This window comes from Paenibacillus sp. FSL R10-2771 (assembly GCF_038000205.1).
Classification (GTDB): Bacteria; Bacillota; Bacilli; order Paenibacillales; family Paenibacillaceae; genus Paenibacillus_AQ; species Paenibacillus_AQ phytohabitans.
This window is the reverse complement of sequence record NZ_JBBOBM010000001.1, coordinates 962147-978519: the sequence shown is the minus strand read 5'-3', so window position 1 is coordinate 978519 and position 16373 is coordinate 962147. Positions and strand designations below refer to the sequence as shown.

The following is a 16373-nucleotide window of genomic DNA, read 5'->3' as shown; positions in this document are numbered from 1 at the left end:
TCAACCTTTCGTTGCTCCTGCGGTCATGCCGGAAATAACGCTCTTGTTGAAAATGAAATAGACCACCATCGTCGGAATGGTCGTGATGCTGATTGCAGCAAAGGTCGCTCCCCAATCCGTCAAACCGTACTGTCCAATATAATCCATTAAGCCAACTGGAATGGTCCGTGATTTCAGATCATGAATAAACGTATTGGCAAAAATAAATTCATTCCAGACGAATATCAGATTCATAACGACAACTGTGACGATCGTATTCCGGGATAGAGGGAAAATCATCCGCCAGAACACCTGGTACACACCGCAGCCATCCATTACAGCGGCCTCCATGATCTCATTCGAAATGTATTTATAGAAGCTCACGAACAGATAAATCGAGATCGGCAGGGCAAAACCCACTTGGGGCAAAATAAGAGAAGCGAGCGTATTGATAATTCCTATTTTGTTATAAAGAATGAACAGCGGGATGAGCACGACCTGAATCGGGATCATAATGCCGCACAGAAATAAGAACAACACACTTTGGCTCCATTTAAAAGACATCTTCTCGATCACAAAAGCAGCCATGGCACTGAATAAGATCACAAGCACGATGGTCGTCACGGCGACTATGAAACTATTGGAAAAATAAGTCCCCAGGTTCCCTTTGCTCCACACATTGAAATAATTATCGAAAGTGTATTGGCTTGGCAGGCTGAGCGGATTATCCCCTGAAAAATCGTTAGGCCCTTTAAAACTGGAGATGAACACCCAGACCAACGGATACACTTGAATGACAAGCAGAGCAAAGGAAACAACTAGAAGAACCGCCTTCGAATAGCCAGAAATTTTCATCATCAGGTCTCCTTACTGTCCATCATCCGTCTGATAAAGGCAACTGCAATGAGGCTTTCAATGACGATAAATACAGCCATCGCGCTGCCATAGCCGAAGTCCAGACTGGAGAATGCGGTTTTATACATATAGGTTGGCAATAATTCTGTTACGCGGCCAGGTCCCCCGTTCGTCATGATATACGGGATGTCGAACCCTTTCAGCGCCCCCGTAGTCGCCATAATGATTGAGACCATCAGAACCGGCTTAATCAGCGGCATTTTGATCGAACGAAACAGATTCCAGGAAGAAGCTCCGTCAATTCTGGCAGCCTCCTCGATATCGGAAGGAATGGAAATTAATGCACTATACAGGATAATCATATAAAGACCGATATAACGCCAGCCTTCGGGTACCGATACCGCACCCAGAGCCCAATTAAGGTCGGACAGCCAAGGTTTGCTCCAGTCTCCAAGACCTATCTGCTGCAGACAAAAGTTCAGGATTCCGACCGGCTCAAACGAGTACACATTTTGGAACAACTGTGCTATCGCTACTGATGTGATGATGGCAGGGGCAAAATATAATGTTTTGAACAATTCTCTCCCTTTGGTGATGCTGGTCAGCAGGATGGCAACCAACAAACCAAGAAATACCTGCATGGCTACAATAATGGAAACATAGATCAGATTGTTGCTGAACGCCTTCCAGAATGTTTTGTCGCCGCCGAACATCTTCGTGTAATTGTCAAAGCCGATATAGAGCATATCTGAAACTCCGTCCCAGGAGAAGAAACTGAAATACATCGACCAAAGGATAGGCGCCAGCACGGTGAGCAAATACACCAATAATGCAGGCAGCAGAAAGACGAGAGCGGCTTTGCGGTTGCGCAGGACTTTATCCATATGCTTGCTCATTCCCTAATTTTAGTTTTATTGTACTTACAGCAGCCAACCGGCTTGCGGCTGGCCGCCATGTTTAGAATCGCTATTTGAAGTATTTCGGCGCGTTTTCTTTAATCGCCTGATCCATTAGTTCGGCAAATTCTTCCGGAGTATGGGCTCCCAGAGCCAGGGCATTCAATTCGTTGCCCAGCAGCTCATTCGTGGCCGGATCAAGGCGCGTATCCCACGGGACCGCAAAGACGTTGCCGGATTTCGCGATTTCGTCCTGAATTTTATAGAAGAGCTCCGGCATCCCCTGTTCTTGATCAAGTGAATAATTGAAAGGCGAGAATTGGCCTTTTTCCGTATAGGCCTTCGGGTATTGCTCCAGAAGGAATTTGACGAATTCCTTCATCGTATCATCGAAGGTCTCCTGGTTGAAGGCAACGCCGATACCCGAGTTGATAAAATAATCATTGTCAGCCGTTGTGGCGCCTTCCATCATGGGAAGCCGGAAAAACCCGATATTATCCTTCATTTCTGCGCTTACTTTATCATTTACGAAGTTCATGGTCTCCCACGAACCCATGTAATACATGCCGGCTTTGCCGCTCAGGTACAAGTCGCGCGCTGCGGTGTAATCCGTTGCAGTGAATCCTTGCTGAAAGTACCCTTTGGTGCCCAGATCGTGAACGAACTTAATCCCTTCCATGCCGGCCGGGTCCTTGAAGGATGCTTTGCCTTGCTTTACATTTTCGATAAAATCATTGCCTGTCATGCGGAACGGTTTGTACGCCAGGTACCGGAGAACCGGCCATTTATCCTTGCCGTCGACGGCAATCGGTGTAACCCCGCTTTGCTTCAGCTTCTCGGCAACCTCCATGAACTCATCGAACGTCTTCGGCGGCTCCAGGCCAAGATCCTTGAACATCTTGATGTTGTACCAGAATACCTCGATTCCATATTCCAGCGGGAAAGTATACATGCTGCCGTCTGCGAACTGCTGATATTGCAGGGCCACCGGACGGAAATCTTCATATTTCCCAAGCTCCTCCAGCAGTTTTTTCATATCTACCAGTTTGCCTTGCTCCACGAGCTTGGAAGCATAGGCATCCGGATCTGTATCAAACATGGCGGGCATCTCATTGCTCGCAATCAATGTCCGCAGCTTCTGCAGATAGGACGGGCGATCACCCGTGCCCTCCAGAACCAGCTCGAATTCCGGATGCGTCCTTGAGAACTCATCTGCAATCTCCTTTACAGTAACAGCCGGAGGGCTGTCTACGCCGCGGGCCACGAACCACTTGTATGTTTTCTTGTCCACCTTCTGCGGATTTGCCGATCCGGTTTCTGAAGCGCCGTTATTAGTATTTTTGCCTCCGCATGCGCTCACCATCGCCGCCAGGACAACCAGTGATAACGAGAGAGTCAGCCATTTGACATAACGTTTCATTTATAAGACCTCCTGTTAGTTGGGAACCGAAATGGATGCCTGTTCGAAATTCGCCCGGCCTTCCTGAACAAAACAGCCCCAGTTGCCGGTTTTTAAATTATACAAACGTGTAGTCATGGCGACCTGGTCGGCCAAGTATACGACGCAAACCGAATTCTCCACAACGATCTCGATATTATAATCCGTATCGGCATGCAACTCTATGGGTACTTCCAGCTCTACCGCATGCGGGTGGTCTCCTTTGATATGCCACTGCATCTCACCCTCTATCCGGCGGGGCCACATGTCGAACACCAGGCGGTTATGAATGGGTTCCAGGCGAATATAATAGGCATCGTCGTTGTCCTCGCTAACACGAAGCATAATACCGCAGCTTCTGGTTCCTTCGGAGAAGGATAACCGGGCCGAAATTTTGCAGATTTCCGGCATGGAACCCGCAGATATGCAAGAGAAGGTCTCGTCAGCCACCGCCGCTATGCCTCCCTCTGACTCCTTCCAATCCCCAAGCCGGGAACCCCACACGGCAGCCTGTTCATTGGCAAAATGACGGGAGACTGTCTCCGGGATACGAACCGTTAATGTTCCATCCTGTTCCTGAACGAGTTCATGCACGACCAGATTCCCCGCCCATTGCCAATCACCGTAGTCATCCTCGTTTTCCTTGCTGGGGTCCCAGCCAAAAGCATATCGCTTGTTTCCGTCACTCCATGTTTTGGCGGCATAGAACGCCCTGGCGTCAAACGCATCGTTTCTCGGTGCCGTCCAAGGACCGCTTAAAGATTTACTCATGCGGTAATGGGTGACAAACCGCTCCGAGAACGTGGAGTAAACCAGATACCACCATTCCCCGATTTGAAATAAGTCCGGGCATTCGTGGGTCACGTACATTTTCGGATTCCAGAACGGTTCGCGGATTTCCCATTGCCTCAGATCCTTGGAAGCACAGAGTCCGATACTTCCCCGGCGCCGGGAAGGCCCTTCTTTGTTCCTTGCGGCGAGAAGCATCCAGTACTCTCCCGCCTCTTCGTTCCAGAATACAAAGGGATCGCGCCAGTCATGCCTTTCATATTGAATTCCGTCGGAATAGAAGGTATCCTCGGGGATTTTCCGCCACTGCTCCATATCCGTGCTCACCGCGTGCATGACGCATTGGAGCGGCACTCCGTTCTCCACGAATTCCGGATCCGGATTGAGGCCGGTGTAGAACAGATGATATTCTCCATGGGCTTCGATGATCGAGCCGGTGTAGCAGTTGAGATCCTGCTCGCTCACACTTCCATGCTTCAGCATTTCGCCCATTTCTTCGTAGTGTACGAAATCGCTTGTGCGGAGCTCGAACCAGGAAGTTCCCTCCCCGTGAATACTCTTATTCTCCCTCCAGTCATGAAGATAGAACAACCGGAATGTACCGTCTTTATAGTAGGGAATGAGGTCTCCCACCCAGGCTCCTGCTGGCCTGTAAAACAAATTCGACAATGTTTGCAACCCCTTTCTTTTAACGTGCCTTGAGTATATAACATTAAGAAAGCGCTTTATATTCCAAGTTCTTTATCCTGTGTTCAATATTTTTGGTTTTCAAAAAAACCTCCGTCTGCCATCACAACGTGGCAACCGGAGGTTCTTTTGAATTATTAGTTTAAAGTGATGCCTCGGCATTTCCTCTGATCTCAAGATTTGTAAAGACCGCTTCACCGTTCTCGATGAACAGGCCGGCTCCCCCTGTAGGGAAATCATAGGCTCTGGCGGCCAGCGCAACATCATTGGCATAGGCGACAACGATGTTGCCGCTGATGAATACCTTGATCCGGACCGGCTCCCCTGCTTTGAGGGAGATTGGACGTTCTTCGATATAATGATAATCATCGTGGAATTTGTTCGAACGATCAAACAGGAGTCTCCCCCTCTCAGGCTCTATACGAACCTGGCACCATTGTTCCAGCTTGTCTCCACCCGTGTGCAGCATCCAGCCAAAGGCACCGGTTCCCGGCTTCCAGTCTACATCCACCTGGAGCAGAGCTTGTTCCGGAAGCTGCACGAGCTCCTGCCAACCAAAACCATAACGCTCAATACCCGTGATGCTGGTTGTCCCGCTCCATTCACCCAGATGGACTTCGGGGTCAAGCACCAGCGAGCGGTCGAAGGACTGCTCCACCGCTGGGACCGGCATCACGCCAAGCGTCCCATCCGGACGCTGCACCAGTTCATGAACCAGCACACTGCCTCCCCATTGATACTTGGCGTTGTCGTCCATGTTCATCCGGATGCCCTGCCAGCCCACCAGATAATGGCGCTCACCGTCGGTTACGGTCTTAGCTGCATAGAACGCCCGTCCGTCAAACATATCATCGAAGCTTGGCGTGATCCATGGCCCATCGGGGCTGTCAGCCATCCGGTAACGGGTCTCCCACCAGCGGGTCAGGTTGGAGAAGATCATATACCATTTATCGCCGATCTTGAAGAAGTCGTGACATTCCTGGGAGTCGAACATGCGAGGGGCGTACAGCTTCTTGCTGTGCGTCCATTCGTTCAAATCCGGAGAAGTCATGATATGGGTACAGCTGCTCCGGTGGAGCAGTTCATCCTTCTCGGTCGCCGTCACGGCCAGCCAGTAACAGCCCGCTTCTTCATTCCAAAAGGCATGCGGGTCACGCCAGTGCAAATTGCCGTAATGCTCCACATCCGGTGTCACAAAAAAGTCAGGATCAAAAGTCCAGCTTCTGAGATCCGTGCTCGTTGCCCGCATCAGCACCTGCTCGAATTTCCCTTCAATATCCTTATGCCCCTCATTAAATGCCGAGAAATAGAAATGGAAGACGCCGTCCCGGTGGATGACGCTGCCGGTGCCGATATGCCAATGCTGATCTTCGGGACTGCCGCAAATGAGTGCGGGCTCCGGGTCGGTGTAGCTTACGAAATCCTTCGTGGTGGTATAATAAATACAAAATTTATACAAATAGAACAGGTAGTAAACACCCTCATGGTAAAATGGCATAAAATCCCCGCATACGTCAGTACCAGGCATCGGCGCCCGTTCTTTTTCCGGCATAAAGAAAATATGTCTGCTGCCCTTCATTAAAAATTCCTCCTCGGGAAATATTGAATAATTAATTCTCTCGCCTGCTAGAAGCCCTGATAAAATTTGCGTGCGCTCTCCTTCTCGGACAGCGGAAGCCGGAGATTCACCGGCAGCATTTCCGGAAATGCCTTATGCGGCTCACGTTGATACCAGTAAGCGACCGAAGAATAGTCATTGGATTGACTATTGCCGTGGCCATGCTCAATGCTGAAGCGCAAGGACTTGCTGAATATAATCGGGTCCAATAGATGGAACCGGTACATGGTCCATTTACCGGAATAATCTTTAAAGGGAATCGTTGCCTTCGAGCGCCATGCAGGTCCATAGCCCCGAAGCGGTGCCGCTAGTGAGATCCCGTGATACGGGGAATCATATTTCCCCGAGGGGTATCCCCAGGCCGCACAGAAATAATCCTCCGTACCCGTGCCATGCAGCGTCGGCGGCCACTGGTCTCCGTCGATGAAGAACATATCGTCGCCTTCCCCCGGCCAGCTGAAGCCAGGAATCGGGTCGATATGGTCTATGCTCAGATTACAGCCAACGTAGTGACCTTCTCCTTCTGCATCCAGGATGCAGTAATTCTCGGTTCCCGACAGATTTTTGGCCGCATTCACCTGATTCTCGCTCCACCACGGATCGGTTTGCAGATCATGCGCCGGACGCAGCGCCGCAAGGTCCATGTTGCCCGCCGTTGGATTCTCGCGTCTCCACTGGGCATGAAAATAAAAGCAATCATCGCTTACGGCCATTTCTGTGTAATCGATATAGTAATACAACACGATATCCTGCTCGCATTCATTCACGATATCAATGACCGCCTCTTTGCGGTAGGGCATCTGAAAGAAACAGTTCATCGCCGCTTTGGTCTCTATCTCATGCTGCGAAGTAATCATATTCAGAGGCTGAGACACAAAATGGCTGGCTACTCCGTGTCCGACTCCGAAAAAATCACCGATCGGGCAATCGACACTCGGCGCGGCTTCACCATCCCAAAACATGCGCAGACGCATTTTTCGGAATACATACTGCTCTTCAGAAGCGATTGTGATCCAAATGTGACGGATTATTCCTGATCCCTTCATTTGACCGATGGATAAGGAGGCACCTGCCTTGACCGTGACATTATCCCGGTTCCCCCCGGTTTGGTCCCAGCTCGATTGCCGTCTGCTTTTGCCGGGTTGTTTGTGGATCAGATTGTATAGTTCACTCATCTCTTTATAATCTCCCTTCAGATCCGGGCCTGCATTATTTGACAGCGCCGCTTACGATCCCGTTAATAATGTATTTTTGCAGGCCGGAATATACAAGCAATACCGGCAGCATAACCAGCAGATAGGACGCGAATGCCAAGCTGAAATCCGTAGAATATTGTGTCTGGAATACATATTGGAGCAAAGGCAGCGTATATTCGCCCGGATCGGACAGCATAACCAGCGGCAGCAGGAAATCATTCCAGATCCAGATCGTATTCAGAATGATCAGCGTGGCGGTCATCGGCTTCAGCAGCGGGAAAATGATTTTCCAGAACAGCCTGAACGGCCCGTATCCATCCACCTGAGCCGCTTCCTCCAGTTCCTTCGGAATCGACTTTAGATAGCCGGTGTAGAGAAAGACGCTTTGAAACAGGCTGTAAGTCGTATAGAGCAATATAACACCGTATTTATTCAGTAATCCAAATGCGCTGATCTGCTTCAGCAGAGGCAGCATAAGCACCTGAAACGGAACGAACATTCCACTGATAAAGAAGTAGTACAGAATGCGGGCAGACTTGGAACGGCTTCGGGAAATGCCATAGGCAGTGCTCGCCCCGAACAAAATGATCAGGAACAGGGAGATGACTGTAATGAAGGTCGAATTCAGCAATCCCTCGAAATATCGTCCGAGCTCAATAGCCTGTTTGAAATTCCCAAAGTATATTTCTTTGGGAAAAGTCATAATATTGCCGCCCTCCCCAGGCTTCTTCAGTGCAACGGTAACAGTCAGATAGAGCGGAAACAGCATCAGTGCGGCCCCAAGCCATACCAGAAGCTGTATAGCCCAATTTGCATAACGGTTCGACTTCATTACAGCTGCACCTCCTTCCGCCGTAACAGCATAACTTGCAGCAAAGCGGTCAGGAGAATAATGATAAACAGCAGAATCGAAGAGGCCAGCCCATAGGCATAGCGGTTATTTAGAATTCCGACGTTATAGATCAGCATCGTTACGGACTCGGTACTGAAGCCTGGTCCGCCACCGGTCAGGGCGACGAGCAAATCGTACACCATCAGGTTATTCTTCATGGCCAGGACAAAACATATCGTAATGGATGGCATGATCAACGGAAGCGTAATTTTAGCAAATTCATTGAACCGGTTTGCCCCGTCGATGCTTGCCGCCTCATACAGATCGGTAGGAATGGTCTGCAGTCCTGCCAGGTAAATCACAAGCAGCAGAGGAGCTGACTGCCATACCGTAACTAACGCAACTGCCCAGAATACTAAGTCAGAATCGGATAGCAAATTACTTTGCAAAAAACTGATATGAAGAGAATTTCCTAGTAAAGGAATCACTTTGCCGAAGATTTCCCGCCAAATATACCCGATAATTAAGAGGCCAAGAACAGATGGTAAAAAATAAATCGAACGGAGCATATTTCTGAACCTCATCTTGCGATTGAGCGCGAGGGCCGCGGCCAGAGCCACTACATTGGCTATGACCGCGCACACCAGCGCATACTTAAAAGTGAATAATAGTGTATTTAGAATTCGGGCATCCGTCAGCAATGATACATAATTGTCCAACCCGATGAAGTCAAAGCTTCTCGCCACTCCGTTCCAGTCCGTAAGACTGTAAACAAATCCAGATATCAGCGGGTACGTATGAAAGACAATCAGCAACAGCAACCCGGGCAGTATAAACCCGGCATTTATCCAGGAGGCACGCCCACCTTTCTGTCGCATGTGTCAACACCCTTTCTCTATCTATAATTTCTCTATTCTTTATACATTATGAACATGTCGTTCAGATTCTTTAGATACGCCTTGCTGTCTCTGCTCATCAGGAATTGCTGCGAGTATTTACGGAAATCGTTCTCCGCTCCAGTCCCTCCGTGCCAGTAGTGGTTAGGCCAGTTCGAGGAACGTCCCTCTTTCACTAGCTCAGCGATCTGTTTCACTTGCTCCTTGTTCATTTGGACATCCTTCACCGCACTGATACTGCCTTCATAGTCGGAGAACTGTTGTGCGCTCTCTTTAGAGGTGAGGAAGGCAAGGAACTTCTTAGCTTCTTCCGGATACTTGGCTTGGGACGATATCGTGAATCCGGTGTCCACTCCGCCAAGAACCAGATTCTTGTCTTTATCATTGGTGGCCGGGAACGGGAACATGCCATATTCAAATTCCGGGTTCAGCTTTTCTAATTGCGGCAATATAAATGTCCCCATGACATACATGGCGCCTTCACCATTCACGAACCTTTGGTTGATCTGATCCGCCTTGGTTGCGATCGAATCCTTTTGCGCATAATCATAAGCTACTAGCATTTTCTTGGCGATATCTTCCCAAAGCGGGTCACCCTCGATTATCGCTTCTCCCTTGTTGGCTTTCTCCCAGTATGCCTTGTCAAACGAGTTGGCCAACAGGTTCATATTGAAGGCGCTAACATCGGCTGTCGCATTAGGCATCAGAATCGGAGTTATGCCGAGCTGCTTGAATTTCTCCATGGTAGCGACAAATTCATCCCAGGTTTGAGGAATCTCGATCTTGTTCTCAGCGAACATTTTCTTGTTGTAAATGACGCCCATTGCATTCTGGCTCAAGGCCACTCCATACATTTTGCCGTCGATCAAATAACGGTCCTGCACTTCCGGGATGATATTCTTAACGAATTCTTCGTTAGTAAGATCAAGCAGATAGTCGTTTTGTGCGCGAAGCACATAGTCTTGTTCAATCGGGTAGGAAATGAAGATATCCGGTATATCCCCCCGGGCAACTCTGGTCTTCAGCACCGCAGGACCGTCGGGAACATTGACCTGCTCAATTTCGACACCGGGATTAGCAGCTTCGAATTCTTTGATCTTTTCATCAAAAAAGGATACCGCTTCCACTTTCCATTGAAAAAATTCAATTTTCTTCTCTGCTGGTTCACTGCCCTTCACTTCTTCCGCAGCATTATTCTTCGCCCCGCAGCCGCCAAGAACCAGCCCTGCCATTAGCATCATGCTTACCCATTTGACCCCGTGATTCTTCAATATCATAACCTCCTCTTTGTTTGTAAGTGCTCTCAATAACTTGTCCTCTCTGTCTACAACCCTATTATATTTTTTGTAAGCGTATCTAAAAACGAGGCGTTTCTATGATTCATGTTGAAAAATCTATTCTGTCATTCATTCATATAAGGTCATACATCTGCGTTCCGGGACAATCCCGCCCGGTATTCACTCGGCGTCATGTTCATTTTGCGCTTGAACACCTGGCTGAAATAACGCTGATCGGTATACCCTACCTGGTTTGCAATCTCATATGTCTTCATATTGGTTCCCGAGAGCAGCATACAGGCCTGCTGTATTCTCAGCTCCGTCATATGCTCTAAAAAAGTGCTGCCCGTTATCTGCTTAAGCAGTGCGCTGAAATGGCTAGTGCTCATGGCTACATGCTTCGCCACCTGATCAATAGCCAAATCCTCGCGATAATGCTCATTCATATATGCAAGCGCTGCTCCAATCTGTTTGGCCGGCGTTTTGCGGCTCGACAGCGATTGGTCCACCTCCTGAATCGTCCACACCCGGTGCTGAGAAGTCTCCGCCGAATTCAGCGTTTGCAGCAGATCCAATATGCCGACGGCCTCATCATACGATTCCGCGAGTTCCTCCAACCCGCTTACCACCGACCCGGCAGCGATCAACATGTCATCCCCGAGGAGACTGCCCAGGTACTGCAACTCAGTCGCAGTCAACTCCGCAAAACCATCTTTCTCACTTTCTATGTAAAATACGACCACAGCGTAGCGCTTAGAGGTAGAATAGACGAATCTGCGAAGTCCTTCAGGAGTCGCCCTTCCTTCCCATTGCACCAGATGCAAACCGCTGGAATCGTCAGCCAGAATGACTGCAGTCCGGTACATGGCGGTACTGCGGAACTTACTGGAGTCAAACCGGCTGCCCATCATCGCATCGTATAGCTGCTGTTTCATTGTGGAGTGTCTGACTTGCTCCTTTTCCTGGAACCATGCGATCATGCTGTGGATGCATTTCTCAAGCTCCAGAGGATCAATCGGCTTGAGTATATAGTCGAACACCCGGTATTGCAGTCCTTTGCGGGCATATTCAAAATCGCTGTATCCACTGAGAATAATCACTTCCGGGCGCTCGGGCCAGCGGCTTATCTGCTCCAACAGCTCGATACCGTTCATGCCCGGCATGGAGATATCGGTTAATATGATGTCCGGAAGTCCTGCCTGCATCAGCTCCAGCGCTTCCTCGCCGTCTTCCGCGATTCCGATGACCTTACAATCCATGCCGCTCCAGTTGATTGAAGTTTGCAGACTTTTTAGGATCAGTGGCTCATCGTCAACGATCAATACCTTATATTTCATTTAGCTGCCTCCCGTTTCAGTGGAAAGTTCAATTGAATGGCCGTTCCTTCATGAGGGTGGGAACAGATCATCAGACCATAGGTGTCCCCGTACCACATACGCAAGCGCCCCTGCACATTGGATAGTCCGTGAACGAGCCCGGGCTTGGCAGCCGACATCTGTTGCAGTATACGCTGTAAAGTGTCGTCATCAATCCCGGTTCCATTATCCTGCACCCGAAGATAGCCATCCCCCCGCGCATTGATTCCTCCGGTAATATGGATGGAAAAATCGGGCTTCTTCTTGCTGTATCCGCGAAGCAGACTGTTCTCGACCAGCGGTTGCAGCACCAGCTTAAGTACATGGTGGTCCAGCAAGGCATGATCTACGTCTATCTTGTAGGAGAAGCGGTCATCGAACCGTACCTTCTGAATTTCAATATAGCTGACCACATGATTCAGCTCGTGATTGACTGTAACCTCATCGTCCGCATGAATGCTGGACCGCAGCAGCTTGCCCAGATTGATCACAATATTGCTGATTGGCTTCTGATGGTTCATCAGCGCCAGCGCGTTCACCGATTCAAGCGTATTGTACAGAAAATGCGGGTTGATCTGGTTTTGAAGCACCTGAAATTGGGCCTTCCGCTTATGCTCCTGCTCCAGCCTAACCTCCTCGACCAGTTGGCGGAGCCTGTTGCTCATCCGGTTGAAACCGTAGGCCAGCCGCGACAGTTCTACCGAACGGTATTCAGGCATGGATGCATTCAAGTTACCGCTTTCTATTTTTTTCATGCGGGCCAGCAATTGAATGATGAAGCTTACGATTTGCCGTACATACAGAAAATTAAACAGCACAGCCAGCAGGATGACAAAACCAACCAGCCAAACCGTCGTATTGCGGATGTAATCGGTCTCCTTGGAAACCGCGCTCCAAGGCTTGATAGATATCAGATAGTATGGGGCATCCCCCGGATGCAGCGAATCCGATGTGATATAGGAAATCAGGCTCTTCTGACCGCTTTCCGTATCGATCAGGGTACCTTCGGTCCCAGAGGACAGGCTATTCACGATCGGCAGTTCCAGACGTTTTCCAATGTTGTCGTGATTGGCTTCATAGAGAATGTTCCCGTTGCTGTCCATCAGGAGTTCCCTAGATCCATCCGGGTAACGCGTGAGGAAGATATCATCGAAGCGTTTGATATTAATTTCGAGAATCAGGTAGCCGAGATTTTTCAACGTTAACGTATCCTTGATTGTCCTCCCGAGCATGAACGACCATTTTTTTTGATCCGGATATCTTTCCGTGGGCGGCAACCATACACTCCTCCCCTCGGCTTCCAGCATGCGGCGATAAAAATCCGTTTGCTGAAAATCCCGAAACGGGAGAATGTCCCCATTCATAAAGTGATAGTCGCTCCCCCCAGCGCTATACAGAATCAGATCATCCAGTGCATTTTGACCGTACAGAATTCCGGCAATGGCCTGGCGCTGGTAGTAGAAGTCCAGCAGGGAATCCTTGTTATTATGTTTTAAGAAACTCTGTATTTCTTCGGATGCAATCACATACCCGGAGAAGGAATCGGCCTGCTCTACCACATTTCGAATATTGAGGTCTGTCGCCCGCAGGGTTTGAAGTGTTTCCTGGCCCACCTTTTCCTTGATCGCGGCGTAAGACAAACGGTAGGACACGATCCCCAACAAACTGATCGGAACCAATATAAATACAACAAAGGCAAGATAAATTTTACGATGCAGCGCCATCACAAACTTCCTCCATTAAGATTCCTAATATAGTCTATCCAAAAGCCATTGTATCAACAGCTCTAATGCCTCCTGCACCTTCTCCATGTCCTTCCCCGTTACAGCTTCCTCAATTCCGCTTTCGAAAGGAACTAATTGCAAAGAAGGCTCCTTTGAATTGTAAGCGATATCATTATGAATAGCGGGTCATGCATCACAAACAGCTCCGCCGGGATTGAGAGGAGTATACCTGAATAGGTGGAGCTCACCGCCAAAAACTCAACTTTTAGGAAGAATAGCAATAGAATAGCTCCTGAAATCGCCCGCGTCAAAAAAATGCTGCCATCTCCTAGGCCTCTTTCCCTCTTGTCTCTAATAACAATGCTTCAAATGCCAGCCGAAGAGTCAGTTGATCAGTGACCAAGTCACATTCAAGATTACTATCAGTGCGAGCTTGACGAAAATAGTGTGACAACCAATACTGTTCTCACGGAAGCGCGCTCCAGATTGCCCACGATGCCTTCAAAGGGTCTGACGACAAAATTAATGGAAGAAAAAAAGGCCTCCTTAGAGACCTGTAATATAACATGAGATTACTATACTCGAAGGAGGCAGGGCTTCAGTATACAAGAGTTTCAACGTGCAATGAAGTGGCAAAAAGACTGTTCTGACTCCTTGGGACCTAAAAACGTTGGAGCACCACAGCACCGGCTAAGCTGGTGTTATAATTTCTGATGATCCTTCAGTGCTGCCCCGAGCTCCGCTGTATATTTGGTCAGCCTTAAGCTTATTTCCGTGCGCATCACATCACGCGTAAGTCCGAACCGTTCCTGATACCCCCGGCACAAGATTTTGTGATACACCAGGAACTCCTCCTGCTCATCGGGCAGCACTTTGATATTGCGCTGCTTCAGCTCTTTTTGCAGCTGGTAGGTATCCTGCATGATCCGGCGCTGTATCGCTTGACCGGCAATCACAAAGGCGCGCTTAAGGATGCCGCTGGACAGCTCGATCTCCTTCAGGCTCCGGCTGACCATAGTATCTATGTAAGGGAGCAAAATGAGGTCACGCACCATCGTCCGCTCCTCGACAGTGATCATTTTTCTAACCGTATCCTCTTGCTTCTCCTCAAACTGATCCACATGCTCACTCATCAACATCTTAGTTTTCCACCGCTCATTTCCGTTTAATTTGCTCATTTATAATGACCCCCAATCTGCTGCGCCCGTTCCAGTGCAACCCCGGATTCCAGCAAAGAGGATGCGCGGATAAGCGCCCGGCTGCCGTATCTGGTTTTGATCTGATCCACTGCCCGTTCTCTGCTCAATGTACGGAGGCGGTCATCGAATAAGGTGAGCTGCATGACACTGTCATCGGTCAGCTGGGAGATAGAGATCGCCAGACGGCTTAGCGGCATCCCCGTCCAATGATCCACAAATAAGCGGTAGGCCGCCGCTGCCACCTCATGCGTTAAAGACGACGGCTCCGGCAGTGTCACTTGTCTGCTGTAGGAGTTAGATTTGTTACCGTCCGTCTCTGCCACCACGATAGACACCACCGACCCCATATACCGGTATTTCCGCGCCCGCTGGCACACCTCGATCACCAGCTCCAGCAGAACAACCTCAATTTCCGGCAGCCGGGTATAGAGATTCCAGCGCAGCGCCTTCCCGTGCCCGACCGACTTGATCTGGTGGCGTATCCCGGTAACGACCGGGCTGGGATCAATGCCGCGCGCCGTCTGCCAATAATATTCCGCCTGGATATCGCTCTGCTTGCCCATGGTTGTGCGCATTCTCCGCTTGAATTCCCCCAGCTCCATCCGGGCAATATCTCCAATCGTGGTAATCCCCATACGGTAAAAATTCTTGGTCATCCGTCCAGCCACCATGAACATTTCATGCACCGGCAGCGGCCAGAGCTCTGTGTCTATATTGTCGTAATCGAGCCTGAAGATCCCTCCTTCCTTCTTCTTGGCAAAGTTGTTGGCCATCTTGGCCAGAATTTTGGTCGGTCCGACCCCCACCCGGGTCCACACCCCCGTAGATAACAGGACATGATGCTGGATGGAACGAATCATATCCGGCAGATCTCCTCCAAAAACACTCAAAGAACCGGTCACATCCAAAAACTGCTCATCGATGCTGAAGGCCTCAACCTGGTCGGTATACCCCTTATAGATTTCTGAAATCATCAGCGAGACCTTGATATACGTACTCATCCGCGGGCGGATCACTACGAGATTCCGGCATTTGGTCATGGCTTCACCCACGCGTGATGCGGTGGTTACACCATGAGATTTGGCGATGGGGCAGGCAGCCAGGACAATACCGTTCATCCGCGTAGGATCGCCGACTGCGACAGGCATATCTTTATACTCGGGATGCGCAGCCTTTTCGACACTTGCATAGAAGGATTGGCAATCCGAGAGCAGAATGATCCGGTCTTTAGGCATATTTCTGCCTCTGTACCGGGTGCCAGGACAAGATGCTGTCCGTCAGGAAAACACGGGGCAGGCCGGTGCTCAGACAGGTAGCCCGTATGCGGCCGTCACGAATTCCATGCACTTCAATTTTCCGCTGCGTAATCTTGCCCGCTTTGTCCAGGTATATCATTTCAATCGTTTGGCCGATACTCATTTTCATGACTGATCGCCTCCGGTATAATAAGAACATTTGTTTGTATTATAACCAGGATTAAGTTTTTTAAGCAATGGTAAAATAGAACAGGCGTTCTTGTTTGGTAAGAGTAGCTTATGCATTGCAGATAATTATTAGAACCGGATATGGTGGGGATGGGTTAAGGGAGAGATAACAGTGGGGATAAATCTTATGAGGAATAATGTGAGCCTT

The 16373-nt window shown here is 49.3% G+C and carries 14 protein-coding genes; all 14 read right to left on the bottom strand.

From position 1 onward, the window contains the following. Nucleotides 1-837, bottom strand: a complete 837-nt coding sequence (locus tag NSU14_RS04235) for a carbohydrate ABC transporter permease (protein WP_081970193.1) — start codon at nucleotides 835-837, stop codon at nucleotides 1-3. Further along, on the bottom strand, nucleotides 837-1730 hold the full coding sequence (locus NSU14_RS04230; protein WP_083705588.1) for a carbohydrate ABC transporter permease: 894 nt from the start codon (nucleotides 1728-1730) through the stop codon (nucleotides 837-839). Before NSU14_RS04230 ends, NSU14_RS04235 begins: the two co-directional genes overlap by 1 nt. A gap of 70 nt (nucleotides 1731-1800) precedes the next feature. Then, nucleotides 1801-3150, bottom strand: a complete 1350-nt coding sequence (locus NSU14_RS04225; protein WP_042139513.1) for an ABC transporter substrate-binding protein — start codon at nucleotides 3148-3150, stop codon at nucleotides 1801-1803. Between the two features lie 15 nt (nucleotides 3151-3165). Next, complete coding sequence (locus NSU14_RS04220; protein ID WP_042139514.1) at nucleotides 3166-4626, bottom strand: glycoside hydrolase domain-containing protein; 1461 nt, start codon at nucleotides 4624-4626, stop codon at nucleotides 3166-3168. A gap of 160 nt (nucleotides 4627-4786) precedes the next feature. Then, nucleotides 4787-6223, bottom strand: a complete 1437-nt coding sequence (locus NSU14_RS04215; RefSeq protein ID WP_340943074.1) for a glycoside hydrolase family 32 protein — start codon at nucleotides 6221-6223, stop codon at nucleotides 4787-4789. A gap of 47 nt (nucleotides 6224-6270) precedes the next feature. Next, nucleotides 6271-7437, bottom strand: a complete 1167-nt coding sequence (locus NSU14_RS04210) for a glycoside hydrolase family 172 protein (protein WP_340943071.1) — start codon at nucleotides 7435-7437, stop codon at nucleotides 6271-6273. Nucleotides 7438-7471: 34 nt separating this feature from the next. Next, nucleotides 7472-8290 carry a carbohydrate ABC transporter permease gene (locus tag NSU14_RS04205; protein WP_076245142.1) on the bottom strand — a complete coding sequence of 273 codons (819 nt, stop codon included), beginning with the start codon at nucleotides 8288-8290 and terminating at the stop codon, nucleotides 7472-7474. After that, nucleotides 8290-9168, bottom strand: a complete 879-nt coding sequence (locus NSU14_RS04200; RefSeq protein ID WP_076245145.1) for a carbohydrate ABC transporter permease — start codon at nucleotides 9166-9168, stop codon at nucleotides 8290-8292. The genes NSU14_RS04205 and NSU14_RS04200 overlap by 1 nt, the downstream gene beginning before the upstream one ends. A 32-nt stretch (nucleotides 9169-9200) precedes the next feature. After that, nucleotides 9201-10457, bottom strand: a complete 1257-nt coding sequence (locus NSU14_RS04195; RefSeq protein ID WP_340943067.1) for an ABC transporter substrate-binding protein — start codon at nucleotides 10455-10457, stop codon at nucleotides 9201-9203. Between the two features lie 149 nt (nucleotides 10458-10606). Next, on the bottom strand, nucleotides 10607-11800 hold the full coding sequence (locus tag NSU14_RS04190; RefSeq protein WP_340943064.1) for a response regulator transcription factor: 1194 nt from the start codon (nucleotides 11798-11800) through the stop codon (nucleotides 10607-10609). Beyond that, nucleotides 11797-13542 carry a sensor histidine kinase gene (locus tag NSU14_RS04185; protein WP_042139524.1) on the bottom strand — a complete coding sequence of 582 codons (1746 nt, stop codon included), beginning with the start codon at nucleotides 13540-13542 and terminating at the stop codon, nucleotides 11797-11799. Before NSU14_RS04185 ends, NSU14_RS04190 begins: the two co-directional genes overlap by 4 nt. Nucleotides 13543-14243: 701 nt before the next feature. Continuing rightward, on the bottom strand, nucleotides 14244-14720 hold the full coding sequence (locus NSU14_RS04180) for a hypothetical protein (RefSeq protein WP_340943061.1): 477 nt from the start codon (nucleotides 14718-14720) through the stop codon (nucleotides 14244-14246). Next, a complete protein-coding gene (locus NSU14_RS04175; protein ID WP_042139526.1) occupies nucleotides 14717-15976 on the bottom strand; it encodes a DNA polymerase IV in 1260 nt (419 codons plus the stop codon). The genes NSU14_RS04180 and NSU14_RS04175 overlap by 4 nt, the downstream gene beginning before the upstream one ends. Continuing rightward, a complete protein-coding gene (locus NSU14_RS04170; RefSeq protein WP_081970197.1) occupies nucleotides 15969-16166 on the bottom strand; it encodes a hypothetical protein in 198 nt (65 codons plus the stop codon). Before NSU14_RS04170 ends, NSU14_RS04175 begins: the two co-directional genes overlap by 8 nt. Nucleotides 16167-16373 lie beyond the last annotated feature (207 nt).